Source organism: Streptomyces siamensis (assembly GCF_039543605.1).
Lineage (GTDB): Bacteria > Actinomycetota > Actinomycetes > Streptomycetales > Streptomycetaceae > Streptomyces > Streptomyces siamensis.
On sequence record NZ_BAABKB010000012.1, the window covers coordinates 48,498 to 62,195 of the forward strand.

Below are 13,698 nucleotides of genomic sequence, written 5' to 3' on the forward strand. Positions count from 1 at the left end.
GGGCGCCGCCCCCGCCGGGGCGGGCGGGGGCGGCGCCCGCAACTCATGGCGGCGGGACTCCCGCCGCCCGTTCCGTCACTCGTCGTCGCAGCGTGCGTGCGGGTCGGTGAGGAAGGCGTCCGTGGCGGCCAGGGCCCGGGTCACCTCGGGCGGGACCTCGCCGACGATGACGAAGTCGACGTCCAGACCTGCCTTCGTGCGTTGGAACAGCAGCTCGTTGATGGGCTCGCGGGAGATCTCGGTGACCCGGCACATGTGGAACTCGACCCGCTCGGGCCGGGCCTCCAGCGCTTCGTTCAGCGTGCGCCGCAGCTTCTCCAGCGAGTCCCGGCCGAGGACGCCCTCACAGGAGACCCGCGCGGTCCTGCCGTCGAAGCTGCTGGAGATCCGCATGGGCATCTCGGTGGGCTCGATCTCGACGCGCACCTTCAACCGCTCGGTGGACTCGGGGAGTTGCACGGTGAGGTTCTTCGGGTCGAAGTCCTCGTAGCGCTCCCCGTCGATCCACACCCGGGCGAGCCGGACGGCTTCCCTGGGCAGCAGGTCGGGCGCGACCCGCAGCGTGCGACCCGGGAAGGACGCGGGCAGCGGCCGGAAGTGCAGGGTGAGCACGTTGTCGCCGACCAGCAGGTTGCCGTAGGTCGCGGCGAGGTAGCACAGCTCGAGGGAGTGGTAGCCGGCCATGGCGTGGCTGCCCTTGAGCCGCTCGGTGCCGAGCAGATAGGGGATGCCGTTGGCGAGGACGTTGAAGTACACGCCGCCGTCCTCGTAGTCGAGGAAGAAGGCGTTGTAGAACGACGCGGCCTCGCGGGCGAGCCGCCGGTGGTCGGGGTCGCCGGTCGTGCCCGCCAGGATGAGGTAGGCGAGGATCGACTGCTCCTGCTGCCACCAGGCCTTGCGGTCGTGCCAGACCAGCCGGTGGTCGCCGAAGCGGGGATCGGCACGCCGCTCGACGACGTCGTACCAGCCGCCGCGCTGCTGGTCGCTGCCGACCGCCGGCATGATCTCGGCGATCCGCTCGGCCAGTGCCACGTACTCCGGCTTGGCCACCAGGCTGTTGATGCGCATGAGGTTCCACGCGATCTTCAGGTTGTGGCCGACGACCGCGCGGTCCTGCTGCCAGCCCCAGGTGCGGTCGGGGCTCCAGTCCTCGTGGAAGCGTTCCTGCACGAAGGGGCTGTTGGGCTCGTCCGGGAAGTGCCGGACGATGGTGTCGGCGGTCTCCTCCAGCATGTCGGCCAGGTCGGAACGGCCGGTCGCCAGGTAGGCGTTGATGAGGTAGGCGGGGGCGTGGTCGCCCACCGAGTTCCAGTTCTTGCGGGCCCGGTTGCGTCCCAGGGAGTCCGCGCGCGGGTCCATGGTGATCGGGTCCAGGTGCGAGAAGTAGCCGCCGCGGACGTAGTCCTTGAAGTAGCGGTGGAACAGCTCGACGGTCCGGTCGATGTCGGCGGCGATCCGCGGATCGCCGGTGATCCGGTACGTCTGGGTCGGCCCCGCCAGCGCGTAGATCTGCTCGTACATGGGGATCGCGTCGAAGTCGTCCCCGAACTCCGAGGCGAACACCTTGCGCTGCCCGGCCCGGGTGATGTCGATGCCGTGGTACCAGTAGACGATGCCCTCGCGGTCGTCGGCCACCTGCATGTGCTCGCGCAGGTACTCGGTGCCCGACTCGGCCGCCTCCAGGAAGCGGTCCTCACCGGTCAGCAGGAAGGCGGTGGCGAGCCCGTACACGAGGCGGGAGATCGTGTCGGTCTCCTGCCGCACGTCCTGTCCGGCGCCCTCGGGAAGGTGGGTTCCGCTCAGCGTGAGGTGCGTGCGGAACTTGCGCCAGTCGTAGACCTCGTCGGGGAACTGGCCGCGCAGATAGAAGTCCGCGATCTCGCGGGCCTGGTGGACCCACCATTTGGGGTCCTCGAAGACGTAGGAGCCGCGGTGTTCCTCGGGGAAGGTGATGTTGCGGGCCTCGATGCGCGCCCCGCCGTCCCATTCGTAGAAGATTCCGTAGACAAAGACGTAGCGGCCCTCGGCGAGCATGTCGAGGGTGGCCTCGCTGGTGTCGCGGTGCCCCTCGGCGAGATTGCGCACGATCTGGGAGCCCAGGAGGCCGTCCAGGTGGATCGTGAACTCGCGCCCGTCGGTGGTCCGCAGGCCGAAGCGCTGGTGAGCGGGCTCGTAGGCGCTGACATATCCGGCGATGCTGTCGCTGTACGTACGGCGTATCTCGGGTGCACTCATCGAAGGGTGCCTCCATCATCGGGGGGTGCCATGAGCAGCACGGCGCTGTCTCCATGGGGGGTGGAAAGGTGTGGCCGTGGACAGGGGTCTCCCGTCCCCGGCTCAGCCCACGGGAATCCGGTCCCAGTCCAGTGCGGCGAAGGAGGACTCCCAGTCGGTGACCGCGGGTCCGGTCTCGTTGAAGAGTTCGAAGGTCACGCCGATCGCGGAAGGGCAGTACATGGCCTGGATGCAGGCTTCCGCGGCGTCCTGCCGCGAGACCTGGCCCGTGGCACGGTCGCCCTGCACCAGGCGTACCCGGGAGCCGGCCCGCTGGTCGTCGACGAGCCAGCCGGGGCGCACCACGGTGTGCGAGAGGCCCGACTCGCGGACCTCGTCCTCTCCCGCGCGGCGCCAGTCCAGCACTTTGCCGTAGGCGTTGAGCGGGTGGCCGTAGTGCGTGGCGTGGATCTGGCTGACGAGGACGACGTGCGGACGGCGGCCCGCGCGGACGGCCGACCGGAGCGCGTGACGCACGCCCAGGTACATCGTCGTCTCGGGCCGGTCCGGCCCGGTGTCGTCGGTGCCGGGAGAGACGCAGTAGACCAGCGCGGAACAGTCCGCGAGCGGTGCGTCGAGCGAGCCCGGTTCCCGTACGTCGGCCGCGGTGTAGGTCACCCCCGCGGGCAACGCCTCCCGGGGTGCGCCACGGCCGACCACGCGGACGCGCTCACCCAGGTCCAGCAGCCTGCTCACGACCAGACGCCCGAGCCGGCCCGAGCCTCCGATCACCACCACCGGGCTGTCCATCGATTCCTCCTCGTATTGGGGCGGTTCATCCAGGGACGATTCATCTGGGTACGGTTCGTCGCGGAACGTTTCGTCGGGGGCGGCGCCACGATCGTGGTGCCGCGGGTCGTCGGGGGCGGTCGGCGCCGGTCGGCGCCGGGCGGTGTCAGGCGCGCCGGGCCGTCGGCAGGGCGTCCGGCCGTGCCGGTTCCGTCCGGCCGCCACCGGCCGGCATGGCGGCCTCGGTCAGGCTCGTCGCCCCAGGCATGCAGGCCTCCCCGCTAGTCGCAGCCTCTCCGTTCGAGATGGAACCCCGCGGTGTCGAATGCTGTCAAATGCCTTGTAAATTAAGGTTGGACCTCGTCAACTCGGCTGCGACGAGTCTCATGTGCGGCCGCGGAAGCGGGAAATCCCGTCCGGCGTGCGACCGGTCGACCACGGCGTCCGGCGGGTGCCGGCGGACGGAGCCCGGCGACGCCCGTCGAGGCCCGGGCGGACGCCCCGCGGCGCACGCAAGCGGGGCACCGGTGACCCGCAGCCGCCCGAGCCGAACTCCGCGGACCAGGACAGCCCGCGCGAGCGGCACACGCACCGGGTGCGATCCGGGGCCGGCACCCCGCCGGAGCCGACCCCCGGGGCCGACCCCCAGGACCGACCCCCGGGGGCCGACTCCCAGGACCGACCCCCGGGGGCCGACTCCCAGGACCGACCCCCGGGGGCCGACTCCCAGGGCCGACCCCCGGGGGGCCGGACGCGGGACGGGTTCCGAAGGCGACGGCCCGTCAGAATCCCTCGCCACGGGTCCGGATGCGGTGGTCCGGACACCGTCCGGAGGGCCCTCGTGGTGGGCTCCCCACCATCGTGGCCCGGGACGGTTGCGCGGCCACCGCGACCACCCCCAACCGTGTGTCCGGACCACCTGGGCGTGGCACTGAGTGCCGCGCACTGTGGAGCCAGCTCAACAGAGCGACTCCGAACCGAGGTGGGATTCCGATGAGCGGCACCGAACTCTCTTCCACGTTGTTCGCCACCTTCCCGCGCAGCGATCAGCGCAGGAAGGGCGAGGAATACATCCAGGGCCTCCTTGCCACCGAAGGGCGCAAGTCCATACGGAACATGGCGGCTCCGGCCGGCGGCTCGGCCCGCGAACAGAGCCTCCACCACTTCGTTTCCAGTTCAACATGGCACTGGATGCCGGTCCGCAAGGCACTCGCCCAGTACGTCGCACGGACCGTCGCCCCTGAGGCGTACGTGATCCGCCGCATGGTGATCCCGAAGGCGGGCGACAACTCGGTCGGCGTGTACCGGCGTTACGTCCCCGAGCTCGGCCAGATCCGTGGCGTGCAGCAGGCCGTGGGCGTGTGGGCGGCGGCGCAGGAGTCCAGTGTTCCGGTCAATTGGCGGCTGGACATCCCGCAGGACTGGCTGGACAACGGCCTCCGCCGCCGCCAGGCCGCCATCCCGGACAGCGTGCGCGAGGAGTCGCCGGAGGAGGCCGCGGTCGAGGCCATGCTCGCCGTGCGGGACTGGGGGCTGCCGGCCCGGCCGGTGGTCATGGACGCCCGCGACATGGACGCCATGTCCGTCGTGCGCCGCTTCCGCTCCTCCGGTGTCCCGCACCTGCTCCGCGTCAGCGGCTCGCTGCGGCTGACGCCCGCGGACCCGGCGCAGATCGGCCGCCCGGCACCGGAGTCGCTGCCCGCGCAGCAGATCATGTCCGCCGCCAAGCTGCTGCGCCGTCCCGCGGTGTGGCGCGACCACAGCCCCGAACACGCCATGCGCACCAGCCTGGTGGCCGCCGTCCGCATCCGCGGCGCCTCCCGTGCCCCCGGCATGCGGGGCGGCGGGGACATGCTGCTCATCGGCATCGGCGACAGCGGCAAGGCATGGCCGGCCGAGCTGTGGCTGACCGACCTGGTCGACATGAACCCCGTCGCCCTGCTGCGGCTCACCAAGCTTCTCGGCCGGGTCGACCGGGACTTCACGGAGATCTCCGAGCAGGTGGGCATCCGCGACTACGCGGGCCGTTCCTTCAACGGCTGGCACCGGCACGCCACGCTGGCCTCGGCCGCCCACGCCGTCGCGGCGCTCGACGGGACGTACGGAACGTACGACGAGGAGCTGCGCAGCGGCGGGGGCGTGCGCCAGGCCTCCTGAGGGGGCCGCGGCCCGCCGCGCCGCAGGGCCTCGCCCGCGGGGGACGAGGTCCCGTCACGGCCCGGGCCCACGGAACACACACGCCGTTCGCCGCCCCCGGACCACACCCCACGCCATGTACGGCTCACGGCTCACGGCTCACCAGATGGTTGCGGATCCTCAACAGCCGCAGTGCCAACTGCACTTCGAGCGCCCGTCCCGGCTGCTGCCAGTCCGGGCCGACCAGTTCACTGATCCTTTCGAGCCGCCGGGCGACCGTGTTGGGATGGACGTGCAGCCGCCGTGCCGCGTACGTGGGGCTGGCACCCGCCTCGAAGAAGGCCTCCAGCGTGTGGGTCAGCTCGGAGAGCCGCTGCTCGTCGTAGGCGAGAAGCGGTCCGAGGACCGACTGGATGTACTTCTCCGCATCGTGGGTGTCGGACAACAGCAGCCCGAGGAAGCCCAGTTCGCCGGCCGAGCCGGCCCGTCCCACCGCCCCCAGCGCCGTCATCGCCTCCAGGCAGCGCACCGCCTCCTGGTAGCTGTGCCGCACCCCGGCCGGGTCCGCGACGGGCCCCGAGGCGGCCACCGTCACCGGATGGCCGAGCAGCGGCGTCAGCTCGCCGGACAGCGCGCGGGCCGCGGCGCCGGGATCGGTGCCCGGCAGCAGGAACACCGCTGTGCCGTGCCGGATGCTCTTCAGGCCGCTCTTGCGGTACGCGTACGAGGCCGCCCACACCGAGGCCCTGGCCGGCGTCTCCTCCTCCGGCCGGGCGACGACGACCACGTGCGGGCCGTCCAGTTCGACGCCGAGCCTGCGCGCCCGGGTCCGTATCTTCTTCGGTGACAGGTCGGGATGGGTGAGCAGTTCGTCGAGGAGGTCGTCGCGTACCTGCCCCTCGGCGATCGCCGCCCGGCTGTTCTCCAGCAGCATCAGCACCGCCATCGCCTGGGTCGCGAACCCGAGCAGTTGCACGGCATGGTCGGTGAGCGGCCGGTTGGGGTGCACCAGGACGGTCCCGAGGTCGACGGTGCCGGTGCAGACCGGCGCGGCCCACATACCGTCCTCGTCCAGCGGTACGGGATGGCAGGCGCCGTGCGCGTCCAGGGCACCGGCCGCCGCGTGCTCCCACTCGACCTCCGGCACCTCGCCCGCGGTGGCGAGGACCACGCCGTCGGAGCCGCAGATGCGCACAGCGCCGTCGAGGAGCTTGCTGGTCTCCTCCGCCACCTCGTTCAAGTCGCCGCCACCGAGCACCAGCTGGAGCATCTTGGCGTGCGCGTCGCCGGACTCCCGCAGGGCCGCCGCCCGGTCCAGGAGCCGGGCCCGTTCCAGGGTGGCGCCTGCGAGTTCGCCGTACGCACTCATCAACGCCACCTCGTCGGCCGTGAAGTGCCGTACGGTCCGCGCGGCGATGTGCAGCACGCCGAAGGGCCGGGTCTGCCGGTTCAGCGGCACGGCCATCACGGTGCGCAGTCCCTCCGCCCCGATCACCTCGTCGACCGCGGCACTGCGCTCGATCCGCTCGTCGGCAAGGTAGTCCGGGGTCCAGAAGGGCACCGGGTCCGTCATCGCCATGCTGCCCGGCCCCTCGCACGCCGGCAGGGTCAGCCCGACGTCCAGGCCGGCGATCCGTCCGTCCGAGGCGTGGACGCGCACCCGTGCCGTGGCCGGCTCGCCGGCCCGCGCGTCCTCGTCCCGCGCCCCCGTGGAAGGCGCCTGGTCCGTGAGCGCTCCGATCCGCGAGCCCGCCGGGGCCCGTGACACCCGCTTCGACGGATCCCCGCCCCCGTGCGCCGAAGGGTCGCGCCGGCCCGCGTCGTCCTCTTCGGGGAAGCAGACGTACGCCATGTCGAGGCCCAGCAGCAGGCGCGCGCGCCGGGCGATCGCCTGGACCAGCGTGCTCTCCGGTTGATGCACGGCACCCAGGTCGCGTGCGGCCTCCAGCAGCGTGGACAGACCGCTCTCGCGTTGCCGGTGACGCTCCCAGCGCGAGGAGATGCTCAGTCCGAGCCGGGCGGCGCGCTCCAGCTCCGCGAGCTCCGCGGCATCCACGCCACGCACCCTGGCCTCGTCCACGAGGGAGGTGAGACGGTCGCCGGAGGCTCCCGCCGCCAGCAGTTCCAGTACGGCGGAACTGGCGTCCCGCGTCGGCTCCTGGGACACACTGCCTCCCACTCCCCCGCGCGTGTGCTCTGGTGTGTCGCTATCGGGCGCCGTGCAGCCGCAGTTGGGTGCCCACCGTCCCGCGGAGTGCTTCCCACGAACGGACCAGCCGTTTCTCGCCATGCGCGGCGAGCCTCCCGGCGACCGCCTCGAAGCGTAGGCCGGTCCGTTCGAATTCGTCCAACACGCGGAGGGCCTCCCCGCGGCGGCCGTCGAGCGTGTCCCCGCACGGCGTTCCCCACCGGTCGGCGGCGACCAGGGAGCGCAGCGGAAGAGCCAGCGCGGTGTGCCATCCGACCAGCCGGGCCGCGTATCCGGCCTGGTCAGGAGTGTGCGGTCCATCCACCGTCCAGAGCAGCCGCAGGGGCCTGGCGCCCGCCGCGGCGAGTCTGCGCCAGCGGTCACTGCCCAGCCGCTCGTCGTAGTCGTGGTACATCAGCCGGGCGAGGGCCAGGGCGGTCCCGCCGCGCAGCGCGTCCGCGGCGGGGGTACCCAACTCGGCCAGTCGCGCGTCGCATTCGGTGTCGATGCGGTACACCGGCGCCGAGGCCAGCGAGACGATGCCGTGCAGTGCCCGGCCGGCGTCCCGGGCGATCTCCAGTCCCGCGCAGTAGGCGTCCGCGACCTCCTGGTGGCGCCGGGGTGTGTAGATCTCGACCGCGTGCACTCCGATGCCCCGGCCCACGCAGTCCCTGATGGCCGTGAGCCCCTCGGCGGTGGCCGGGATCTTCACCAGCGCGTTCGGGCGGGCGACGGCGGACAACAGCGCGGTGGCCGCGGCGACGGTGGCCGCGGCGTCGTGGGCGAGCCCCGGGTCGAGGTCCAGGGAGACATGCCCGTCGCGGCGGCCCGAGGCCTCGTGGACGGCGCCGAGGTCGTCGCAGGCCAGGCGCGCGTCCTGGGTCTGCAACGCCCTGACCGCGGCGCCGACGTCGGTCCCGTCGCGGGCCAGCCGGGCCAGCTGCGGACGGTAGGCGTGCTCCGCGGACAGGGCGGCCGCGAGCAGGGCGGGCTGCGCGGTCGCGCCGCGCACGCCTTCCTCGGCCGCCAGCGCGGACAACCGCCGTGCCTGGAGAAACCCCCGGTGAAATCCGTTCAGCCATGGGGAAACGCCCTCGGAAATGAGACGACGCAGAATTCCGCCCCGCATAACCCCTCCCGGCGCCGTGATTGAGGACGACGGGTCAGCATGCGCGGTCCTTCCGCACTGCGCGACTTCGCTGCGCGGACAATGTCAACTCGCGCTGTGCGGACGCCCGTCGGGAAGTGCGGGCGACCTGATGGACATGCGCTTCATCTGACGTATTCGCCGATGCGTCGTTGGCCGATACCCGCCGCCCTCGCACCCTTTGTCACCAAGGAGCACCCGTAGGAACAGCCTTGGAGACAACCGTGGACATTGATCTGCCCAGTGTCCGATCGCGGACTGCGCTGCAGCAGCCGGATTGGGACAGGACAGAGTTGATCCGTTCGGTCAGAGGGGAGTTGTCGAACAGTCAGGCACTCGTCGGCCACGACGACGTCACCGCGTTGCGCGACCTGCTCGCGCGGGTGGCCGTCGGTGAAGCCCATGTGGTCCAGGCCGGGGACTGTGCGGAGGACCCCACCGAATGCACCGCGGGCTATGTCGCCCGCAAGGCCGGCTTGCTGGACGTGCTCGCCGGCACCCTAAAGATGATCACCCATACGCCCGTGGTCCGGGTCGGCCGGATGGCAGGCCAGTTCGCCAAGCCGCGTTCCCGGCCCACCGAAGTGATCGGAGGCACCGAACTCCCCGTCTATCGCGGGCACATGGTCAACAGCCCGGAGCCCGACCCGGAGCTGCGCCGGCCCGACCCGCGCCGGCTCCTCGACGGCTACGCGGCCGCCCAGGAGGCCGTACGCCACCTCGGCTGGCTCGACGACGGGCGCCCGTCCGTGATCTGCCCGCCGGTGTTCACCAGCCACGAGGCCCTGCTGCTCGACTACGAACTCCCCATGGTCCGCCGGGACGAGGAGGGGCGGCTGCTGCTGGCCTCCACCCACTGGCCGTGGATCGGTGAGCGCACCCGGCAGCCGGACGGCGCCCATGTCGCCCTGCTGTCCCAGGTCGTCAACCCGGTGGCCTGCAAGGTCGGTCCGAACATGTCGGTGCGCGATCTGCTGACTCTGTGCGAACGGCTCGACCCGCAGCGGCAGCCCGGCCGGCTGACCCTCATCGCACGGATGGGAGCCGACCTGGTCTCCGAGCGACTGCCCTCGCTGGTGTGGGCGGTGCGCGCCGCCGGCCATCCGGTCATCTGGCTCACCGACCCCATGCACGGCAACACGGTGACGGCCCCCGACGGGCTGAAGACCCGCTTCGTCGAGACGATCGTCCGGGAGGTCGAAGGCTTCCAGTGCGCGGTGCGCACCTCCGGCGGCATCGCCGGCGGACTGCACCTGGAGACCACTCCGGACCACGTCACGGAGTGCGTCACGGGCGTGGCCGACATCGATCACGTCGGCGACAAGTACACGAGCTTCTGCGACCCGCGGCTCAACCCGGTCCAGGCCGCATCCGTGGTCTCGGCCTGGCGCGGATGACCGGACCAGGGAGGTCCCGCACATGGAGAACCAGCAAGGAAACGAGGAATGGGAGAACCGGGTCGCCCTCGTCACGGGCGCCGCGGGCGGCATAGGCGCCGCGGTGAGCCGCGCGCTCGCCGAGCGGGGCGCGACGGTCGCTGCCGTCGACCGTGACGCCGACGCGCTCGGCGAGACGGTGGAGAAGCTGCGGGCGGACGGGCTGCGGGCCGAGGCGTTCGCCACCGACGTCAGCAGCAGCGCACAGGTCGAGGCGACGGTCGACGCCGTCGAACGGCGGCTCGGCCCGGTGCAGTACCTGGTGAACGCGGCCGGCGTGCTGCGCCTCGGCGAGGTGCGCGGCTTCAGCGACGAGGACTGGCAGACCACGTTCGCGGTCAACGTGAACGGCGTCTTCCACGTCAGCCGCGCGGTCGTGGACCGCATGGCGGGGCGCGGCAGGGGGGCGATCGTCACGGTCTCCTCGAACGCCGCGGCCACCCCGCGCACCGAGATGGCCGCGTACGCCGCGTCCAAGGCCGCCGCCACCATGTTCACCCGGAGTCTGGGGCTGGAGGTGGCCCGGCACGGCATCCGCTGCAACGTCGTCGCACCCGGCTCCACCGACACCCCGATGCTCAGCTCGATGTGGCACGACGAGTCGGGCCCGCGGGGCACCGTCGAGGGCCGCGCGGACGCCTTTCGCGTCGGCATCCCGCTCGGCCGCATCGCACAGCCCTCGCACATCGCCGACGCCGTGGTCTTCCTGCTCTCGGACCGCGCCGCACACATCACCCTGCACATGCTCACCGTCGACGGCGGCGCGTCGCTGGGCGCCTGACCCTCCACAAGGCGCCCCACCCACGCAGATCCGAAGGGACTTCCACTGCCATGGCAGGCATTCCGACCATCGAGCCGTACGCGATGCCCGCGCCGGGCGACCTGCCGCCGAACACGGCGGCCTGGTCCGCGGACCCGGACCGCGCGGTCCTCCTCGTCCACGACATGCAGCGCTACTTCCTCAAACCCATACCCGACCAGGGGCCGGCCGACGAACTCGTGAGCAACGCCTCGTCGTTACGGGACCGCTGCGCCGAACTCGGCGTCCCGGTCGCGTACACCGCGCAGCCGGGCGGCATGGACGCCGGGCAGCGCGGACTGCTCGCCGACTTCTGGGGGCCGGGCATGCGGGTGGACCCCGCGGACCGCGAGGTCGTCGAACCACTGGCGCCCCGGGAGGGCGACTGGATGCTCACCAAGTGGCGCTACAGCGCCTTCTTCAACACGGACCTGCTGGAGCGGATGCGCGCGGCCGGCCGCGACCAGCTGATCATCTGCGGTGTGTACGCGCACGTCGGTGTGCTGATCACCGCGACCGAGGCGTTCTCGCACGACATCCAGCCGTTCGTCGTCGCCGACGCCGTCGCCGACTTCTCGGCCAAGGACCACCGCACCGCACTCCACTACGCGGCCCAGCGCTGTGCCGTCGTCATCCCCGCAAAGGAGGTCTTCGCATGACCGGCGCTCAGCACGACCTGCTCGACCAGGTGCTGTCCGGGCAGGCGTCCGCGTACGCCCTGGTCCACCGGCCCGCGGCCACCGGCCGCGCCGCACTGGAGGTGCTCGTCGGCGAGGTGAGCGAGCCGGAGACCCTCGACGGCATCCCGCTCCCCGCCGCGTCCGCGCCCGGCCACGAGGTACTGGCCCTCGTCCCCTACCGGCAGATCGGCGAGCGCGGGTTCGACGTCGCCGACGACGGGGCGCCGCTCGTCGCCATGGCGGTCACGGGACAGCAGACCCTGCCGGTTGCCGACGTGCTGGCACGCGTCCCCGACGTACCGATCCGGCTGGCCGGCGGGCACTTCGACATCGACGACGCGACGTACGCGGACACGGTCCGCCGGATCATCAAGGAGGAGATCGGCGAGGGCGAGGGCGCCAACTTCGTCATCAAGCGTTCCTTCACGGCCGACATCACCGGATACTCACCGGCGAGCGCGCTCACGCTGTTCCGCAGGCTGATGGAGCAGGAGTCCGGCGCGTACTGGACCTTCCTCGTGCACACCGGGACCCGCACGCTGGTGGGAGCGAGCCCCGAGCGGCACATCAGCGTGCACGGCGGTACGGCGGTGATGAACCCCATCAGCGGCACGTACCGCTATCCCGCCGCGGGTCCGACCCTGCCCGACGTCATGGACTTCCTCGCCGACCGCAAGGAGGCCGACGAGCTGTACATGGTCGTCGACGAGGAACTCAAGATGATGGCCCGGATCTGCGCGACGGGCGGCCGGGTGGTCGGACCGTATCTGCGGGAGATGGCCCGGCTCGCGCACACCGAGTACTTCATCGAGGGCGAGACGGACCGCGACCCGCGCGAGATCCTGCGCGAGACGCTGTTCGCGCCGACGGTCACGGGTTCCCCGCTGGAGAGCGCGGCCCGCGTCATCCGGCGGCACGAGCCGCACGGCCGCGGCTACTACAGCGGTGTGCTGGCCCTCATCGGCCGTGACACGCAGGGCGGACGGACGCTGGACTCCTCGATCCTGATCCGTACGGCGGACATCTCCGCCGAGGGCCGGCTCGCCATCGGCGTGGGCGCCACCCTCGTGCGCCACTCCGATCCGGACTCCGAGGTCGCGGAGACGCGTGCCAAGGCGGCCGGGCTGCTGGCGGCGCTGGGCGCGGAGGAGCCGGCGCGGTTCGCCGAGCACCCGAGCGTGCGGGGTGCGCTGGCCGCGCGGAACACCACGATCGCCGGGTTCTGGCTGGCCGAGGGCGCACGGCAGACTCCGGTGGCGGACGGCCGCAAGGTCCTCGTCGTGGATGCCGAGGACACCTTCACGGCCATGATCGCGCACCAACTGCGGTCCATGGGACTGCTGGTGACGGTCCGCCGGTTCGACGAGCCGTACTCCTTCGACGACTACGACCTGGTGGTCATGGGCCCGGGGCCGGGTGACCCGCGGGATCTGACCCACCCCAAGATCGCGCATCTGCGCGGGGCCGTCCGTACGCTCCTGGACACCCGCAAGCCGTTCCTGGCGGTCTGCCTCAGCCATCAGGTCCTCAGCCTGGAGCTGGGGCTCGACCTCAACCGGCGTGCCGTGCCGAACCAGGGGGTCCAGCGGGAGATCGACCTCTTCGGGCGCCTCGAACGGGTCGGCTTCTACAACACGTTCGCCGCGCGCAGTGCCGGGGACCGGCTCGACGTCCCCGGTGTCGGGGAGGTCGAGGTCTGCCGTGATCCCGGCAATCGCGAGGTCCACGCGTTGCGGGGGCCCGGGTTCGCGTCCATGCAGTTCCACCCGGAGTCGGTGCTCACCCAGAACGGGCCGGCCGTGATCGCCTCCCTGATCGCGGACGTCCACGCACCCCTCCGGGCCGAGAACGTCCACGCCCCCCTCCAGGCCGAGGACGTCCGCTCTCCCCTCCGGACCGAGAACGTCCACGCACCCCTCCAGACCATCTGACCCCGTCCCCACAGGCCCCAGCCCCTTCCCCCAGGGGGTCGGGGCCTTCCCCTGTCCGGGGCCCGCACCTGACGTCTCTCGCCCCCTCCGCCCCTACCCGTCCCTTGTCCCGGGGGCTGCCGCCCCCGCACCCCCGCATCGGCCTGAACGGCCTCGTCCTCAATCGCCGGACGGGCTGAGACCCTCCGCCCCGTCCGGCGATTGAGAAGAACGGACAGATCCAGCCCCTCCGGCGTTTGAGGAGCGGGGTCCGGGGCGGAGCCCCGGGGACGGGACGGGTAGGGGCGGAGGGGGCGAAAAACTGGAGAGGCCCTCCTCCGGGTGTCCGGGGGAGGGCCTCTCGTGGTGGGGCGGGCTGCTACGCCCTGGGCCCTGGGG

9 protein-coding genes are annotated in these 13,698 nt (G+C 72.0%); 5 read left to right on the forward strand and 4 right to left on the reverse strand.

All coding sequences use genetic code 11. The features are described from left to right. Window positions 1–75: 75 nt before the first annotated feature. Both ABEB03_RS18530 and ABEB03_RS18535 read right to left on the reverse strand, forming a co-directional pair. A complete protein-coding gene (locus ABEB03_RS18530; protein WP_345649900.1) occupies window positions 76–2,235 on the reverse strand; it encodes an AGE family epimerase/isomerase in 2,160 nt (719 codons plus the stop codon). Window positions 2,236–2,337: 102 nt separating this feature from the next. Continuing rightward, window positions 2,338–3,024 carry an NAD(P)H-binding protein gene (locus tag ABEB03_RS18535; protein ID WP_345649903.1) on the reverse strand — a complete coding sequence of 229 codons (687 nt, stop codon included), beginning with the start codon at window positions 3,022–3,024 and terminating at the stop codon, window positions 2,338–2,340. 972 nt (window positions 3,025–3,996) lie between these two features. Between ABEB03_RS18535 and ABEB03_RS18540 the strand changes: the two genes are divergently transcribed. Beyond that, a complete protein-coding gene (locus tag ABEB03_RS18540) occupies window positions 3,997–5,160 on the forward strand; it encodes an IS701 family transposase (RefSeq protein ID WP_345649906.1) in 1,164 nt (387 codons plus the stop codon). A gap of 124 nt (window positions 5,161–5,284) precedes the next feature. On the opposite strand, the gene ABEB03_RS18545 is transcribed toward ABEB03_RS18540, so the two are convergent. Together ABEB03_RS18545 and ABEB03_RS18550 are read right to left on the reverse strand one after the other, a co-directional pair. Beyond that, complete coding sequence (locus ABEB03_RS18545) at window positions 5,285–7,306, reverse strand: helix-turn-helix domain-containing protein (RefSeq protein ID WP_345649910.1); 2,022 nt, start codon at window positions 7,304–7,306, stop codon at window positions 5,285–5,287. A 40-nt stretch (window positions 7,307–7,346) separates the two neighbouring features. Further along, complete coding sequence (locus tag ABEB03_RS18550; RefSeq protein ID WP_345649913.1) at window positions 7,347–8,366, reverse strand: transaldolase family protein; 1,020 nt, start codon at window positions 8,364–8,366, stop codon at window positions 7,347–7,349. Window positions 8,367–8,698: 332 nt separating this feature from the next. Between ABEB03_RS18550 and ABEB03_RS18555 the strand changes: the two genes are divergently transcribed. Genes ABEB03_RS18555 through ABEB03_RS18570 form a run of 4 tightly spaced genes read left to right on the forward strand, consistent with a single transcriptional unit; the run spans window position 8,699 to window position 13,320 of the window. Beyond that, on the forward strand, window positions 8,699–9,871 hold the full coding sequence (locus ABEB03_RS18555) for a 3-deoxy-7-phosphoheptulonate synthase (RefSeq protein ID WP_345649916.1): 1,173 nt from the start codon (window positions 8,699–8,701) through the stop codon (window positions 9,869–9,871). Between the two features lie 22 nt (window positions 9,872–9,893). Further along, window positions 9,894–10,691: a 2,3-dihydro-2,3-dihydroxybenzoate dehydrogenase gene (locus ABEB03_RS18560; protein WP_345649919.1), complete on the forward strand. Its 798-nt coding sequence runs from the start codon at window positions 9,894–9,896 to the stop codon at window positions 10,689–10,691. A 50-nt stretch (window positions 10,692–10,741) separates the two neighbouring features. Next, entirely contained in the window at window positions 10,742–11,368 is a 627-nt protein-coding gene (locus ABEB03_RS18565) for an isochorismatase family protein (RefSeq protein ID WP_345649925.1), read from the forward strand. Then, window positions 11,365–13,320, forward strand: a complete 1,956-nt coding sequence (locus ABEB03_RS18570) for an anthranilate synthase family protein (protein ID WP_345649928.1) — start codon at window positions 11,365–11,367, stop codon at window positions 13,318–13,320. The genes ABEB03_RS18565 and ABEB03_RS18570 overlap by 4 nt, the downstream gene beginning before the upstream one ends. Window positions 13,321–13,698: the final 378 nt, after the last annotated feature.

Coding starts and splice junctions, on each gene's coding strand:
- ABEB03_RS18560 (WP_345649919.1), top strand. CDS start 9,894: ATGGAGAACCAGCAAGGAAACGAGGAATGGGAGAACCGGGTCGCCCTC.
- ABEB03_RS18540 (WP_345649906.1), top strand. CDS start 3,997: ATGAGCGGCACCGAACTCTCTTCCACGTTGTTCGCCACCTTCCCGCGC.
- ABEB03_RS18570 (WP_345649928.1), top strand. CDS start 11,365: ATGACCGGCGCTCAGCACGACCTGCTCGACCAGGTGCTGTCCGGGCAG.
- ABEB03_RS18535 (WP_345649903.1), bottom strand. CDS start 3,024: ATGGACAGCCCGGTGGTGGTGATCGGAGGCTCGGGCCGGCTCGGGCGT.
- ABEB03_RS18530 (WP_345649900.1), bottom strand. CDS start 2,235: ATGAGTGCACCCGAGATACGCCGTACGTACAGCGACAGCATCGCCGGA.
- ABEB03_RS18565 (WP_345649925.1), top strand. CDS start 10,742: ATGGCAGGCATTCCGACCATCGAGCCGTACGCGATGCCCGCGCCGGGC.